Genomic DNA, 13,429 nt, shown 5'->3' on the forward strand with positions numbered 1-13,429 from the left:
CTGCCGCCGAAAAGCCGGCCGCGGGGCGGGCATTTGCTATGCGCATGAAGATCATCGGATCGGCGGCGGGAGGCGGCTTTCCGCAATGGAACTGCAATTACCGCCTGAGCCGCGCGGCCCGCGCCGGTATGCCCGGCGTGCATTCGCGTACCCAATCATCCATCGCCGTATCGGCGGACGGGACAGGTTGGGTTCTCTTTAACGCATCGCCCGACATCCGCCAGCAGATTGCGCAAGCGCCGGAGCTGCAGCCCGCGGCGGACGCGCCGCTGCGCTCTACGCCGATCCGCGCTGTGGTGCTGACCAATGCCGACGTGGATCATGTCGCCGGCCTGCTGAGCCTGCGTGAGCGACAGCCTTTCGCGATCTATGCGACGGCGCAGGTGCTGGCGACGCTGGAGGCCAATTCGATCTTCAATGTTCTCGATCCGGCGATCGTGCCCCGGCGCCTGCTGGCGCCGACGGAGGAAACGGCGATCTGCGGCGCGGACGGCCGCCCGACCGGCGTGGTCGTCGTCAGCTTTCCTGTGCCAGGCAAGGTCGCGCTCTATCTTGAGCAAAGAGACGATTCCAGCGCCGATTTCAGCTCCGACACGGGCGACACGATCGGCGTCCGTATCAGCGGGACCGACGGTCGTGGCGCCGTTTTCTACGTTCCGGGCTGCGCGCGCGTCGATACCGCGCTGCGCGCGCGCCTGGCGGATGCCGCCTGCCTTCTGTTCGACGGCACCGTCTATACCGACGATGAGATGATCATTGCCGGCGTCGGCCAGAAAACCGGCGTGCGCATGGGGCACATCGCAATGTCCGGAGAAGCGGGGTCGATCGCCGGCCTGGCCGATGTGAAGATCGCTCGCCGTATCTTCATCCATATCAACAACACCAATCCGGTTCTGGACGAGAATTCCGCCGAACACGCGGCGGTCAAGGCGGCTGGCTGGGAAGTTGCCAGCGATGGCATGGAGATGGAATTTTGAGCGATTTCCACGACGCGGCCCGAGGCGGACTGTCGAAGAGCGGGCTCGAGGCCGTGCTGCGGCAGGTCGGTGACGAGCGCTACCACAACCGCCATCCTTTCCATCACAGAATGACCGGCGGCGCGCTGTCGAAGGCCGAAATGCAGGCCTGGGCGCTGAACCGTTATTGCTACCAGGCCGTTATTCCGCGCAAGGACGCCATGATCCTGGCACATGCCGAAGATCCGGCGTTCCGAGCCGCCTGGCGCAAGCGTATCGAGGACCATGACGGCGAGGACGGCTGGAGCGGCGGCATCGCGCGCTGGCTGCATCTGGCGACCTCGCTCGGGCTTGATGCCGAAGCGGTGAAGAGCGAAAGGCTGGCGCTGCCGGCGACCCGTTTCGCCGTCGGCGCCTACCTGTCCTTCTGCACGAACCGTACACTGATCGAGGCGGTCGCGTCGTCGCTGACGGAAATGTTCTCGCCGCTTATCATCGGCGAGCGGGTACCGGCGATGCTGGCGAAATACGACTACATCACCGAGGACACGCTGGCCTATTTCAGCCGGCGACCCGAACAGGCGTCGCGCGACGCCGACTTCGCCCTCGCCTATGTGCTCGCCCATGCCGACACACCCGAGCGCCAGCAGCAGGCGATCGATGCGCTGGTGTTCAAATGCGATATACTATGGGCCATGCTCGATGCGCTCCAGCATGCCTATGGCGCGCCGGGAAACATACCGCCCGGCGCCTTCCGCCCGGAGGCGGCGTCATGACGGCGCTGCGCGAAAGAGCCATCGTGTCGTTGCGGTCGGCGCCGTCGCTGCCGAAGCATGTGCGCATCCAGTACGATCCCGTGCGGCAGGCCTTCGCCGTGCTTTCGCCGGAGAAGGTCTTCTGGCCGAACGAGATCAGTCTCGACATACTGCGCCGCTGCGATGGGCAGGCCAGCGTCGAGCGCATCATCGCCGGTCTTGCGGCCGATTATGACGCGGATCCGCAGGACGTGGCGACCGACGTAGTCGCCTTCCTGCAGGAATGGTCGGACAAGCTTTTGGTGAAGCTATGAGCGCCCCTCTCCTGCCCCCGATCGGCATGCTGGCGGAACTGACGCATCGCTGCCCGCTGCAGTGCCCTTATTGCTCCAACCCGCTTGTGCTGCTGAAGGCCAACCGCGAATTGGACACGCAGACCTGGCTCGATCTCTTCTCGCAGGCTGCCGATCTCGGTGTCCTGCAGGTGCATCTTTCCGGCGGTGAACCGACACTCCGCCGCGACCTCGAGCAATTGATCGCCGGGCTTTCGGCGCGCGGCGTCTACACCAACCTCATCACCGCCGGCGTCGGCATTGCCGAAGGCCGCATCGAGGCCTTTGCCGAAGCCGGCCTCGACCACCTGCAACTGAGCTTCCAGGGCGCCCGCCCGGTGACCACCGACCGTATCGGCAACCACCAGGGCAGCCACGAGAAGAAGCTGGAGACGGCGCACCGCGCCCGCGCGGCCGGGCTGCCCCTCACCATCAACGCGCCGGTCCATCGGCATAACATCGAGGAAGTGCCCGAATTCATCGATCTCGCCCTCTCCTTGGGCGCGGAGCGGCTTGAGATCGCGAACGTCCAATATGCCGGTTGGGCGCTGGCCAACCGCGACAGGCTGATGCCCGACCTGGCGGCGGTCAACCGGCAGGCGGACATCGTCGCGGCGGCGCGCGAAAGGCTTGCCGGCATCATGACCATCGATTTCGTCACGCCGGATTATTTCGCCATCTATCCCAAGCCATGCATGGGCGGCTGGGCGCGTGACGCCTTCATGGTGGCTCCTGACGGCACCGTGTTGCCGTGCCATGCCGCCCAGACGATTCCTTCGCTCCGCTTCGAGCGCTTCGGAGAACGCAGGCTGGCTGAAATCTGGACCGACTCAGAGGCATTCAACGCCTTCCGCGGCACCGACTGGATGCAGGAGCCGTGCCGGAGCTGCGAGCGCCGCGAGGTCGATTGGGGCGGTTGCCGGTGCCAGGCGATGGCGATTGCCGGCGATGCCTCGGCGACGGATCCGGCCTGCGTCAAGTCGCCGATCCACGCCCGAATGGCGATGCTGACCGACGCGGCGCAGGCAGAGGCAGCGCCGGAGGGAAATGAAAGCTTCATTTATCGGCGGACAGGCGCCACGGCCCGACTTGCGCTTGAGCCTGCCGACCGATAACGGCCCGAAGGATATCCTCGCCCTTCGCGCCGGCGCGATTGTGTCTTTCGCCGGTTAGAGCAATTCCAGGAAAAGTGTGAGCGGTCTTCCGTCCGGAATTGCGCAAAAACAAAGAGATAGGGCGTTTCGCCGTTTCCGCGAAACGGTGAAACGCCCTAGGCGCCGCTCAAACCCGGAATCGTTGCCAGATCGATCTCGGTAATGTGCCAGCGGCCGAGGTTCGCGGTGTAGAGCTTGTCCCCTTTGAAGGCGATGTTGGTGGGATGCGCCAGCGTCGTCGCCGCCGGATCCTCGATCAGCACCTCGAGACCTCGGTCCTTTCGCCAGCGATAGATCCGGCTTGGCTCGTAGCATGAGATGAGCAGCGAGCCGTCGGGCGCGAAGGCGAGCCCGTCGGGAACATTGCGCACATCTTCGACGACGACCTGCCGGGCCCCTGCCGCACCATCGGCGAGGATCGGCACATAGCTGATGCAGGGCGCATCGCTCTCAACCACATAGAGCCCGCTGCCGTCCGGCGCCATGGCCATGCCGTTGGCGAAGGACATCGCGTCCCGGCACCACAGGCCGCCCTCGCCCGTTCTGAGATCGTAGCGGAAGATGCCCGAGCGTTTGTCCTCTCCGACGCTGTCCGACACGTAGAGCCAGCCTCTCGCCTCGTCGATGACCGGATAGTTGGGCACGCGGATGCCGGATGAAGCGAAGCGCTCCATGTGGCCTGTCGCGGCGTCCCGGCGAAAGATCGCGGCATGCTTCAGATCGCAGGCAAAACAATTGCCGGCGCTGTCGAAGGCGATGCCGAGCAGAAAACCATCGGTGCCACCCATGCACTCGACCGAACCGCCGTCTGCGGCGAGCCGCAGGAGATCGCCCGTTTCGGTGCCGCACCAGATCGATCCGTCGCGGTGGACAGCCACGCCCTCCGGATGCGCGACGCGCGGATTGGTGAAGATGCCGTCGAAGAAGACGCGGGCGGCGGACATGTCGAGCAACGGCTTTGCCATGGAACGCTCCTCAGCTTGCGGCAGGCGACCTTTGCGCGGCGATACAGCGCTCGACCATGGCGCGGTCGGCCGCGAGGATCTCGGCGATGAGCACGCCACGCTCCTTGGCGCTGACGAATTCCAGGCGACGCAGGCCGAGCGGGTCGATGCGATCTCGAAGCACCGCAAGCGTATCGCTGGAGGGCACCGGCAACTCCCGGCAATCGGCGTCGAATGTGACTTCGAATCCGGTGGCGTCACGGACCTGCTGCCGGGTAACGCCCGGCATGGTCTCGATGACGATCAATTCCCGTGTTGCCTGATCGAGCCGAAAGATACAGAGATCGGTGAAGACCAGCGCCTTGCCTGTCCGATAGCCCATCGGCTCGCGTTCGGCCGGCGTCAGCAGACCACGCGCCGAGCTGACGATTTCGACCTCCCCAACCAGCGACTGGACCGAATGGCGGGGGACATAGAGCAGGTAGTCGCGATGCATATTGGCGACATCGGCCATGCCGCCCTGCCCGGGGAGCCGGATAAGGCCGCCGCTCGGCTTGCGCAAGGCGATGGTGTTGACACGGCCGTGCCGGTCTACCTGCGCGGCGCCCACGATCTCATGCGTCACGGCGCCCGCCTGATAGTAGGTCGAATAGGTGTCGTCGCCGCCGGCATACGCCACCGCCGTCTCGCAATCGAGGCTTTCGATCAGCGACAGCACCATCGGGCTCGGCGCGATGTCGAGGTGGCCGCAGCTCATCGTCGCGATGATCATGTCCGGCGCGTGCGTCGCCTTGGCCAGCCGGTAGGCGACGTTGGCGAGTGGCGACACCGCGCCGGCGCTGGCGAAGCTCTCATTGTCGAGCTCGGCGGCTATCCGCGCGGCGATGATCTCGTCGACGGATGCTTTCTTCTCGCCATGCGCGAGCGCCGGCATCGCGAGGACTGTTTCGGCGCTAACTTTGGCCGCCTTTCGAAGCCGCTCCGGCAGGCCGGCCGCGGGCAGGCGGAGCTTGTCCGGTAAGGGTGCCTCCCTCGTCGCGAAGGCCTCCGACAATGCCTGATAGTCGGTGACGTAGAATGGCAGGCACGAGGCCGGATAGGCGCCGCCCGGCGCCAGGGCTATCGCCGAAACCTGGTTGCGGGTGAAGATGCTCTGCCGGCCGTCCCGCCGCAGCGCCCCGACCGGCACGATCTCCTCGACCGTGACCAGCACCTGGCGTGCCGCGCCCGCCATGGCGAAGTCCAGCGCCCGAGGCCCGATGATCTCGACATTGCCGCTTTCATCGGCGCGCTGGGCGTGGACGATGAAGGTGTCGAGTCTGAGCGGCGGGACAAACCCGGTATCGGTCCTGGCAAGCGGATCGGGCCTGGCGAACGCACCCGGCACGCGCGCCAGCATGTCGGAGCCCTGAGGCAACTGGAACGGCATCGAGGGCAGGTTCTGCTGCGCCGCCCGCAGCGCCTGGATCATGGCCAGGGCCGTCCAGTCACGGACGGGGATTGCGCCGCCTTCGGCCGCCGCGCGGAACTTCGGCGGCAGGCCGAAGATGTCGAGGCTGGAAAAGCAGAGCTCGATCTCCGCCACCGCATCCGCTTCGAGCAGCAGCTCGAGCGGCAGCCCGCCGGCCCAAGAAACGTAACGCAAATTCTTGGCGCCTGACCCGGCGATCGCGCGCAGCAAGGCGATCGGCAACCTGGCGAAGTGATGGCCGCCGACGCCGAAAGCGTCGCCGTGGCCGACCATCGCCGCCAGACCCTCGATATCGGTGAAGCGGGGCCGGTTTGGCTTGACCAGGGAGACGGACCTGCGATTTGTCACAGCGCGGATGCCTCGATGCGGTAGCGGGTGACGAAGGGTTTTTCGGGCGAGAATTCCAGCGCCGTCGCAATGCCGGATTGCGCGATGGGATTGTCGGCCAGCGCGGTCGCCGGGCCGAGACCGAAGGCCGAGCAGATCGGCTCGATGCCGATGGCGACATGACGCCCATTCCAGGGTGCCGCCTTGCGTCCGCGATTGGAGTACCAGAGCAGAAGGCTCGGGAAATGTTCCTTCTGCCAGGAAAGCTCTACCCGATATCCGTCTTCGTGGTTGGCAAGCGCCGCCATGCCGCCGACGCCTTCGATCTGCAGCAACTCCTCCGTGGCGGCCGCCAGAGGCAAGCGGGAGGCGTCGATCGTATTCCCAGAGCGCGCCGGCACGGCTGTCAGTTCGAAGAACGTCTTGTTCCTGGCAAACAGCTCCGCCCCTGGTTCGACGTCGTGCGGATAGGTGCGACCTTCGTCGAAGCCGCCAAGCTCCAGTGTCGCGGCACCCCTCTCGAAAGGCAGCCGGAACACGGGATGCAGGCCGATCGGCAGCCGGCAGGCGTGACGGACGAATATCCTGAATTCGATGTCGACGGCCGGCGCCGACGGATCGGGCGTTATCGTCCGCTCCACGCGCTCGACCGGGCTTGTCTCAGGATAGGCAAGCGCCAGCGAAAGCGACCCAGGCTGGCTGTCGCTCCAGGTCCAGTCATTGTTGGAGCTGTGGCCATGAACTTCTTCGTCAGGACCCGGCGGTCCCATGACGCGCGTCCAGCTCTCGGGCCATCCCTCGACAGCCACCGAATAGCCGAAGGGCACGCAGGGCCATTCGCCGCGCAGCTTGCGCAGGATGCCGGGCAGCGCTTCCGATTCCGGCTCATTCGCCCAGGGCGCGACATGCATCGGCGAAACCTGCCGGCCATCGGCCAGCACGAATGTGACCGGCGCCAGCATGGCGCCGAGCCGCTGCACGGTCAGCGCGCCATGCGCCCAGCCGAGGCCGCGATAGTCCTCGCCACTCATGAGCCGGCCTTCTTCACGGCGCTCCTCTCGGCGAACTCCTTGACGCGCCGTTGGCCGATCTCGCTGCGATAAAGGCCGCCCAATATGTTGCGCTCCATGGCGAGGCCTTCAGCCAGGTCGCCCGACACGGCATGCGCCGTCAGGGCTTTCAGGCCTTCGATCGCGGCGGCGGGTTCGGCGGCGATCATCCCGGCCAGTTCCAGCGCGCGCGGCATCAGCCTATCGACATCGACGATCTCATTGACCAGGCCGGCGCCGACGAATTCGGAGGCCGGCACGATCGCGCCTGTCATCAGCAACAGATTGGCGCGGTTGCGGCCGAGCTTGGCAACGCTGCGCTGGGTGCCGCCGCCGCCGGGGATCAGCCCGAGCTTGATCTCCGGCAGGCCGAGCTTGGCGAACTGGTTGGCGATGACGATGTCGCAGCACAGCACCAGCTCCATGCCGCCGCCCAGCGCGAAGCCGTTGACCGCCGCGATCACCGGCTTGCAATTGTTCTCGATCGCCGCATACATGCGCGTGCCGGCAGCCTGGAACGTGTCGAACTCGGCGGCCGTCTGCGCGGCATATTCCTTGATGTCGGCGCCGGCCATGAAGCCGCGCCCCTCGCCTGTCACCACGATCGCGCCAACATCGTCGTCGCCCGACAGCGCCTCGAAGACCTCGGTGATCTCGCCCTGCATCAGCCGGTTCATGGCGTTGAGCTGGTCGGCGCGCCGGAAGGTGACGACCGCGACCCGGCCCTGGGTTTCGACCGTGAGTGTCTGGTAAGAGCCCATCATCAGGCCGCGTCCACGGTCATGTCGCCGGACGCCTCGAGCGCCGCGATCTCATCCTTCGACAGGCCGAACTCGGCTAGGATCTCGCGGCCATGCTGGCCGACCAGCGGCGCCGGCCGTTCGATGGTCGCGGGCGTCTCGCTCATCTTGACCGCGGGCGCCACCACCCGCACCTTGCCGCCGCGCGGATGATCGTAGCTGGTGATCATGCCCATATGCGTGACCTGCGGGTCCTCCGCCGCGCGGCGGATGTCCTTCACCTCGGCGCACCAGATGTCGGCCTTGAGCAGCCGCGCCAAGAGATCCTCCGTGCCGAATTTCTTCGTCTCTGCGTTGACCTTCTCGAACACCTCATCGCGCTTGTCGAACAGGGTCTTGAGATCGTCATAGACGGCGAGCTGCGGCGCCTCCAGCACCTCGTAGAGCGTCTTGAACGGGCTCATGGCGATCGACACGTAACCGCCATCCTTCGTCTCGTAGATGCCGAACGGCGCCTGCATGCCGGGATGGCCGATGCCGGAATTCGGCCGCACGAAATCCTCGCCGAGATTGAGCACGGCGACATATTCCTGGTTGAGATGCGCCAAGAGGCCAGCCAGCAGATTGACCTCGATCTTCTGCCCCTTGCCCGTCTTCTCGCGATAATAGAGCGCCGACAATATGCCGTAGACCATGTTCATGGCGCCGATCTGGTCGGCGAGCCCGGCGCCTGCCGGAACCGGCGCTTGGTCGCCGCGGCCGGTGTTGGCGATCAGCCCGGCAAGCCCCTGGATCAGCATGTCCTGTCCGGGGCGTTCGACATAAGGGCCTTCCTCGCCATAGCCCGAACCCGAGCAGTAGATGATGCGCGGATTGACGGCCTTGAAGTCCTCGTAGCCATAGCCAAGCTTGGCCAGCACACCCGGACGGAAATTCTGCACCACCACGTCGGCACTCTTCGCCATCTCCATGATGATGGCATGCACCTTGCGGCTCTTCAGGTTGAGCGCGATCGAGCGCTTGTTGCGGTTCCAGGCGAGGAAGTTCGGGCTCTCGGAGCCGCCGACCCATTTGGCGAAGAAGGTCATGCCGCGGAACATGTCGCCGGCACCGGCGCGCTCGATCTTGATGACATCGGCGCCCATGTCGCCGAGCAGCTGCGTGGCGAACGGCCCCTGCAGCAGATGGCTGAAGTCGAGGATGCGGACGCCTTCGAGGGCCTTGTTCATTTCATGTCTCGTTTCGTTTCAAAGCAGTTCGGGAACGTAGCGCGGCGCGGCGGTCAGCCCGCCATCGACGCGCAGATCGGTGCCGGTGGTGAAGCCCGCCGCATCCGAGGCAAGGTAGACCGCCGCCTCGGCCACTTCGGAAGGCTCGCCGATGCGGCCGAGCGGATGCATCTTGACCCAGGCCTTGGCGAGGCTGCCGCCGATCTCCTTGATCAGCCGATCGTTCATCGGCGTGTTGATGGTGCCCGGCGAGATCGAGTTGACGCGGATGTTCATCGGGCCGAACTCGACCGCCATCTGGCGCGTCATCGCCATCACCGCGCCCTTGGCGCCGGCATAGGCGGTCCAGCCGTCGAGGCCGATATGGCCCTGCGCCGAAGCCATGTTGATGATCGATCCGGACTTCTGCGCGATCATGTGCGGCAAGGCGTATTTGCAACCGCGGAAGACGCTGGTCAGGTTGACGGCGATCAGCCTGTGCCATTGCTCGTCGGTCATCTCGTGCACCGGCATGCCGCCGATGGCGATCGCGGCATTGTTGACCAGGATGTCGAGATGTCCGGTCTTCTTCGCCGCGCTGTCGATCAGGCCGGCGATGTCGGTCTCCTTCGAGACGTCGCAATGGAGATAGTCGGCGCGGCGGCCGGCCGCGCGCAGTGCTGCGGCGAACTTCTCGCCGGCCTCATCGGCGATGTCGCCGAGGAAGACATGCGCCCCTTCCCGCGCCATCGCCTCGGCGATCGCGTGCCCTATGCCGTCGGCCGCACCGGTGATGACGGCGGTTTTCCCTTCGAGACGAGCCATGTCAGCCTCCATTCGCGCGCCGGCGCTTCGCCTCGTCGAAGGCGACCGCGGCGATGATGATCATGCCGGTGATGACCAGCTGCCATTCGGTCGGCAGGCCAAGACCGCGCAGGCCGTTGGACAGGAACTGCAGGATCAGGACGCCGAGCGCCATGCCGGTCAGGCTGCCGATGCCGCCGGCAAGGCTCACGCCGCCGAGCACGGTCGCCGCAACGACCTGGAATTCGAAATTGAGCCCCGCCGTATGCTGCGCCGAGCCGACACGCGCCGCCAGGATGATGCCTGCAACCGTTGCCAGCAGCGCGCTGATGATGAAGCAGATGAACTTGACGCGCCGCACGTCGTAGCCGGCTAGCCGCGCCACTTCCTGGTTGCCGCCGACGGCATAGATTTGCCGCCCGAACGGCCGGTGCTGCATCATGTAGCCGAAGACGGCGAGCAGCACGATGGCGATCACCGCCGAATACGGGATGATGTTGAACAGGCGCCCGTCGGAGAGCGCGATGAAGCTATCGAGGCTGGCGTCGTCGGGGATCGCGCGCTGGCCGGTGTAGAGATAGACGCCGCCGCGCATGATGAACATCGTGCCCAGCGTCACGATCAGCGAATTGATGCCGGCATAGGCGACGAGATAGCCGTTCACCACACCGATGATCAGGCCGAACAGCAGCGCGCCGCTGACGCCGAGCAGCAGAGAATTGGTGTCGTTCATGATGATGATCAGCGGCAGCGCGATGGTCGCCAGCAGCGAGCCGATCGAGATGTCGACCTCGCCGGAGATGAAGACGATGGCGCAGCCGATGCCGGCGGTGAGCGCCAGCGAGGCTTGGCCCAGCACGTTGGTCATGTTGCGCAGGGAGAGGAAATTCTCGACGGTTGCGGAAAAGAACGCCAGCACCACAACGAGGCAGACGAGCAGCGCCAGCTCCTGCCGGGCAAAAAGGCGCGCCAGCAGCGATGGCTGGTCTTTTGCGGAAGCCGTGCTTGCAATACTCATCGCTTGCCTCCTCCGAAGGGATGGCGCGTATCGCAAGGAATGCCGAGACGATGTGCCATGGTTCTATCCGATCGCCGCATTGAGGATCTTCTCCTGCGTGGCTTCCTCGCGCGGCATGACCGCAGTCAGGCGGCCCTCGCACATCACAGCGATACGGTCGGCGAGGCCGAGCAGTTCCGGCATTTCCGACGTCATCATGACGACCGCCAGGCCTTCACCGGCGAGCCGGTCGATCAGCGCAAAGATTTCCGACTTGGCGCCGACATCGATGCCGCGCGTCGGCTCATCGACGACGATGACCTTCAGGCCGCGCATCAGCCAGCGTGAGATCAGCACCTTCTGCTGGTTGCCGCCCGACAGGTTCTTGATCTGCTGGAACAGGCTGGGCGTCTTGATGCGGAAGCGGTTGACATAGTCTTGCACCGCCTGATGCTCCTTCGCCTTGTCGACGAAGCCCAATCGGGCGAATGCGCCGAGCGAGGCGAGGCTGGCATTCTGGTAGACGGGCAGTTCGCCCATCAGGCCTTCGCTCTTGCGATCCTCGGTGAGCAGGCCGATGCCAAGCCGGACTCCCGTGCGCGTGTCGTGCGGCGCTAAGCGCTGACCGTCGACCGTGATCGTGCCAGACGTAATCGGATCGTAGCCGACGATCGCCTTGGCGAGCTCGGTCCGGCCGGCGCCCATCAATCCGAAGAAACCGAGCACCTCGCCGGCGCGCGCCTCGAAGGACACGTCGATGAGCTTCTTCGCCGTGCTGAGCTTGTCGACGGACAGCGCCACCTTGCTGCCCGCAGCGCCGCGCTGGCGGGGAAAGAGGTTGTCGATGCGGCGACCGATCATGTCCTGGATCAGCGTGTCGTTGGTGTGCTCGCCGATCGGCCTGGTCGAGATGTGGCGTCCGTCGCGCAGCACCGTCACCGTGTCGGCGATCTCGAACACTTCGTCGAGCTTGTGGCTGACATAGACCACGGCGATGCCGAGGGCCGCCAGGCGGCGAATGACCGTGAACAACAGCGAGACTTCGTTCGGCGTCAGCGAGGACGTCGGTTCGTCCATCACCACGACGCGCGCCTCGTGGGCGAGCGCGCGGGCGATCTCGACCATCTGTTGCTGGCTGACCGGCAGCGATCCCGTGCGCGCTGCCGGATCGACGTTGAAGCCGATGCGGTTGAACAGCGCCGCCGAGTCCGCGCGGATCTTCTTCCAGTCGATCGAGCCGGTCCTGCCGGTCGGATAACCTTCGAGGAAGATGTTTTCCGCCACGGTGAATTCGGAGATCAACGCGATCTCCTGGAACACGACCTTGATGCCTTCCTTCAAGCTGTCGCGTGGCGACTTGATGTCGACCTCGCGTCCGCGCATGCGGATGGTGCCGGCGTCTTTGCCGTAGACGCCGGCCATGATCTTGATCAGCGTCGACTTGCCGGCGCCGTTCTCGCCCATGAGGGCGTGGATCTTGCCGGGCTCCAGGGTGAAGTCGACATTGTCCAGCGCCACCACGCCCGGAAACCGCTTGCCGATGCCGCGCATTTCCAGCGCCGGCACATTCGTGTCGATGGCCGCGTCTTCGCCGGGATGAAGGAAATCAACGGACATTGGCTTTGTTCCGGATGATGTCGAGATAGGTCGCCAGGATGATGACGATGCCCGGCACCACCATCTGCAGGTCCTGGTTCCAGCCGAGGATGATGATGCCGTTGTCGATCACCTTGAGCACCAGCACGCCGAGCAGCGTGCCGAACAGCGAGCCGCGGCCGCCGAGCAGGCTGGTGCCGCCGAGGATGACGGCGGCGATCACCGTCAGCTCGAAACCGCGCCCGGCGGTCGGCTGGCCGGCATTCATCAGTGAGGACAGGATCATGCCGGCGACGCCGACGCACAGCCCCGTGACGACGAAGGCAAGCAGCTTCAGCCGTTCAGACCGCAGGCCGGACAGGCGCACCGCCTTCTCGTTGGCGCCCACCGCGTAGAGGTAGCGGCCGAGCGTGGTGAAGCGCAGCGTCACATAAGCGAAGACGAAGATCAGTGCCGCGATAATGACGGGGACGGGCACGGCGCCGACGTAGCCTGCGCCGAGGTCGGTGAAGCTTGCCAGTTGATTGTGGTTCTGCACCGCCTCACGCGTGAACAGATAGACGCCGCCCTGCAGCATCATCATGGTGCCGATGGTGGCGATCAGCGAGTTCACCCTGAGCCTGGTGACGACGAGCCCGTTGAACAGGCCGACGCCGCCGGCAAAGGCAAGCGCGGCCAGCATGCCGAGCGCAAGGCTGTGGGTGGAATTGAGCACCGCCATGCCGATGCACCCGACAAAGGCAAGCGAGGCGCCGACCGAGAGGTCGACCTCCGCCGTGATGATGAGCATGGTCATGCCCGAGGCGACGATCAGCACCAGCGCGCATTGGCGCAGGATGGCGATGATGTTGGCCTCCGAATAGAACTGCGGCGCCGCGATCGAGATGGCAATGCAAAGCACCGCCAGGATGGCGCCCAGCACCAGCTGGCTGCTGCCGAGAAGCTGGCCGCCGATAGGACGCTTCTGCGCGGAAGCGTGTGTAAGCTCGCTCATGTCAGTCCGTTCCCGTCGCTAGAGCATGATGCCAAAAAGTGTGAATCGGTTTTCGGACGACATCATGCTCTATCTCTTGGATTTAGAGACGGATTCAGATTT

General features: G+C 65.2%; 13 protein-coding genes. 4 read left to right on the top strand and 9 right to left on the bottom strand.

Annotated features, from left to right (window positions below; translation table 11 throughout):
* The first annotated feature begins 38 nt into the window (after positions 1-38).
* The 4 genes from pqqB to pqqE are packed head-to-tail and all read left to right on the top strand — an operon-like array spanning position 39 to position 3,158.
* Complete coding sequence (gene pqqB / locus RFM41_RS14365) at positions 39-977, top strand: pyrroloquinoline quinone biosynthesis protein PqqB (RefSeq protein WP_320249590.1); 939 nt, start codon at positions 39-41, stop codon at positions 975-977.
* A complete protein-coding gene (gene pqqC / locus RFM41_RS14370) occupies positions 974-1,732 on the top strand; it encodes a pyrroloquinoline-quinone synthase PqqC (protein WP_320249593.1) in 759 nt (252 codons plus the stop codon). The genes pqqB and pqqC overlap by 4 nt, the downstream gene beginning before the upstream one ends.
* Positions 1,729-2,025, top strand: coding sequence for a pyrroloquinoline quinone biosynthesis peptide chaperone PqqD (gene pqqD, locus RFM41_RS14375; protein ID WP_320249602.1), 297 nt, complete (start codon positions 1,729-1,731; stop codon positions 2,023-2,025). Before pqqC ends, pqqD begins: the two co-directional genes overlap by 4 nt.
* Positions 2,022-3,158, top strand: a complete 1,137-nt coding sequence (gene pqqE / locus RFM41_RS14380) for a pyrroloquinoline quinone biosynthesis protein PqqE (protein WP_320249605.1) — start codon at positions 2,022-2,024, stop codon at positions 3,156-3,158. The genes pqqD and pqqE overlap by 4 nt, the downstream gene beginning before the upstream one ends.
* A 155-nt stretch (positions 3,159-3,313) precedes the next feature.
* Here the strand turns inward: pqqE and RFM41_RS14385 are convergent, their stop codons facing one another.
* The 9 genes from RFM41_RS14385 to RFM41_RS14425 form a co-directional block, all read right to left on the bottom strand.
* The gene (locus RFM41_RS14385; RefSeq protein ID WP_320249608.1) at positions 3,314-4,162 is read right to left on the bottom strand and encodes an SMP-30/gluconolactonase/LRE family protein; all 849 of its coding nucleotides are present in this window, start codon (positions 4,160-4,162) and stop codon (positions 3,314-3,316) included.
* A 10-nt stretch (positions 4,163-4,172) separates the two neighbouring features.
* Entirely contained in the window at positions 4,173-5,960 is a 1,788-nt protein-coding gene (locus RFM41_RS14390) for a CoA-transferase (protein ID WP_320249609.1), read from the bottom strand.
* Complete coding sequence (locus RFM41_RS14395) at positions 5,957-6,970, bottom strand: hypothetical protein (RefSeq protein WP_320249611.1); 1,014 nt, start codon at positions 6,968-6,970, stop codon at positions 5,957-5,959. Before RFM41_RS14395 ends, RFM41_RS14390 begins: the two co-directional genes overlap by 4 nt.
* The gene (locus RFM41_RS14400; protein WP_320249614.1) at positions 6,967-7,752 is read right to left on the bottom strand and encodes an enoyl-CoA hydratase/isomerase family protein; all 786 of its coding nucleotides are present in this window, start codon (positions 7,750-7,752) and stop codon (positions 6,967-6,969) included. Before RFM41_RS14400 ends, RFM41_RS14395 begins: the two co-directional genes overlap by 4 nt.
* Positions 7,752-8,957, bottom strand: coding sequence for a CaiB/BaiF CoA transferase family protein (locus RFM41_RS14405; protein WP_320249616.1), 1,206 nt, complete (start codon positions 8,955-8,957; stop codon positions 7,752-7,754). Before RFM41_RS14405 ends, RFM41_RS14400 begins: the two co-directional genes overlap by 1 nt.
* Positions 8,958-8,975: 18 nt before the next feature.
* Positions 8,976-9,761 (bottom strand): SDR family NAD(P)-dependent oxidoreductase, encoded by a 786-nt coding sequence (locus RFM41_RS14410; RefSeq protein WP_320249619.1) that lies wholly within the window; start codon positions 9,759-9,761, stop codon positions 8,976-8,978.
* Between the two features lies 1 nt (position 9,762).
* Entirely contained in the window at positions 9,763-10,758 is a 996-nt protein-coding gene (locus RFM41_RS14415) for an ABC transporter permease (RefSeq protein ID WP_320249622.1), read from the bottom strand.
* Positions 10,759-10,821: 63 nt separating this feature from the next.
* Positions 10,822-12,354: a sugar ABC transporter ATP-binding protein gene (locus RFM41_RS14420; RefSeq protein WP_320249625.1), complete on the bottom strand. Its 1,533-nt coding sequence runs from the start codon at positions 12,352-12,354 to the stop codon at positions 10,822-10,824.
* The gene (locus tag RFM41_RS14425; RefSeq protein WP_320249628.1) at positions 12,344-13,327 is read right to left on the bottom strand and encodes an ABC transporter permease; all 984 of its coding nucleotides are present in this window, start codon (positions 13,325-13,327) and stop codon (positions 12,344-12,346) included. The genes RFM41_RS14420 and RFM41_RS14425 overlap by 11 nt, the downstream gene beginning before the upstream one ends.
* Positions 13,328-13,429: the final 102 nt, after the last annotated feature.

Source organism: Mesorhizobium vachelliae, from assembly GCF_033977325.1.
Classification (GTDB): Bacteria; Pseudomonadota; Alphaproteobacteria; order Rhizobiales; family Rhizobiaceae; genus Mesorhizobium; species Mesorhizobium vachelliae.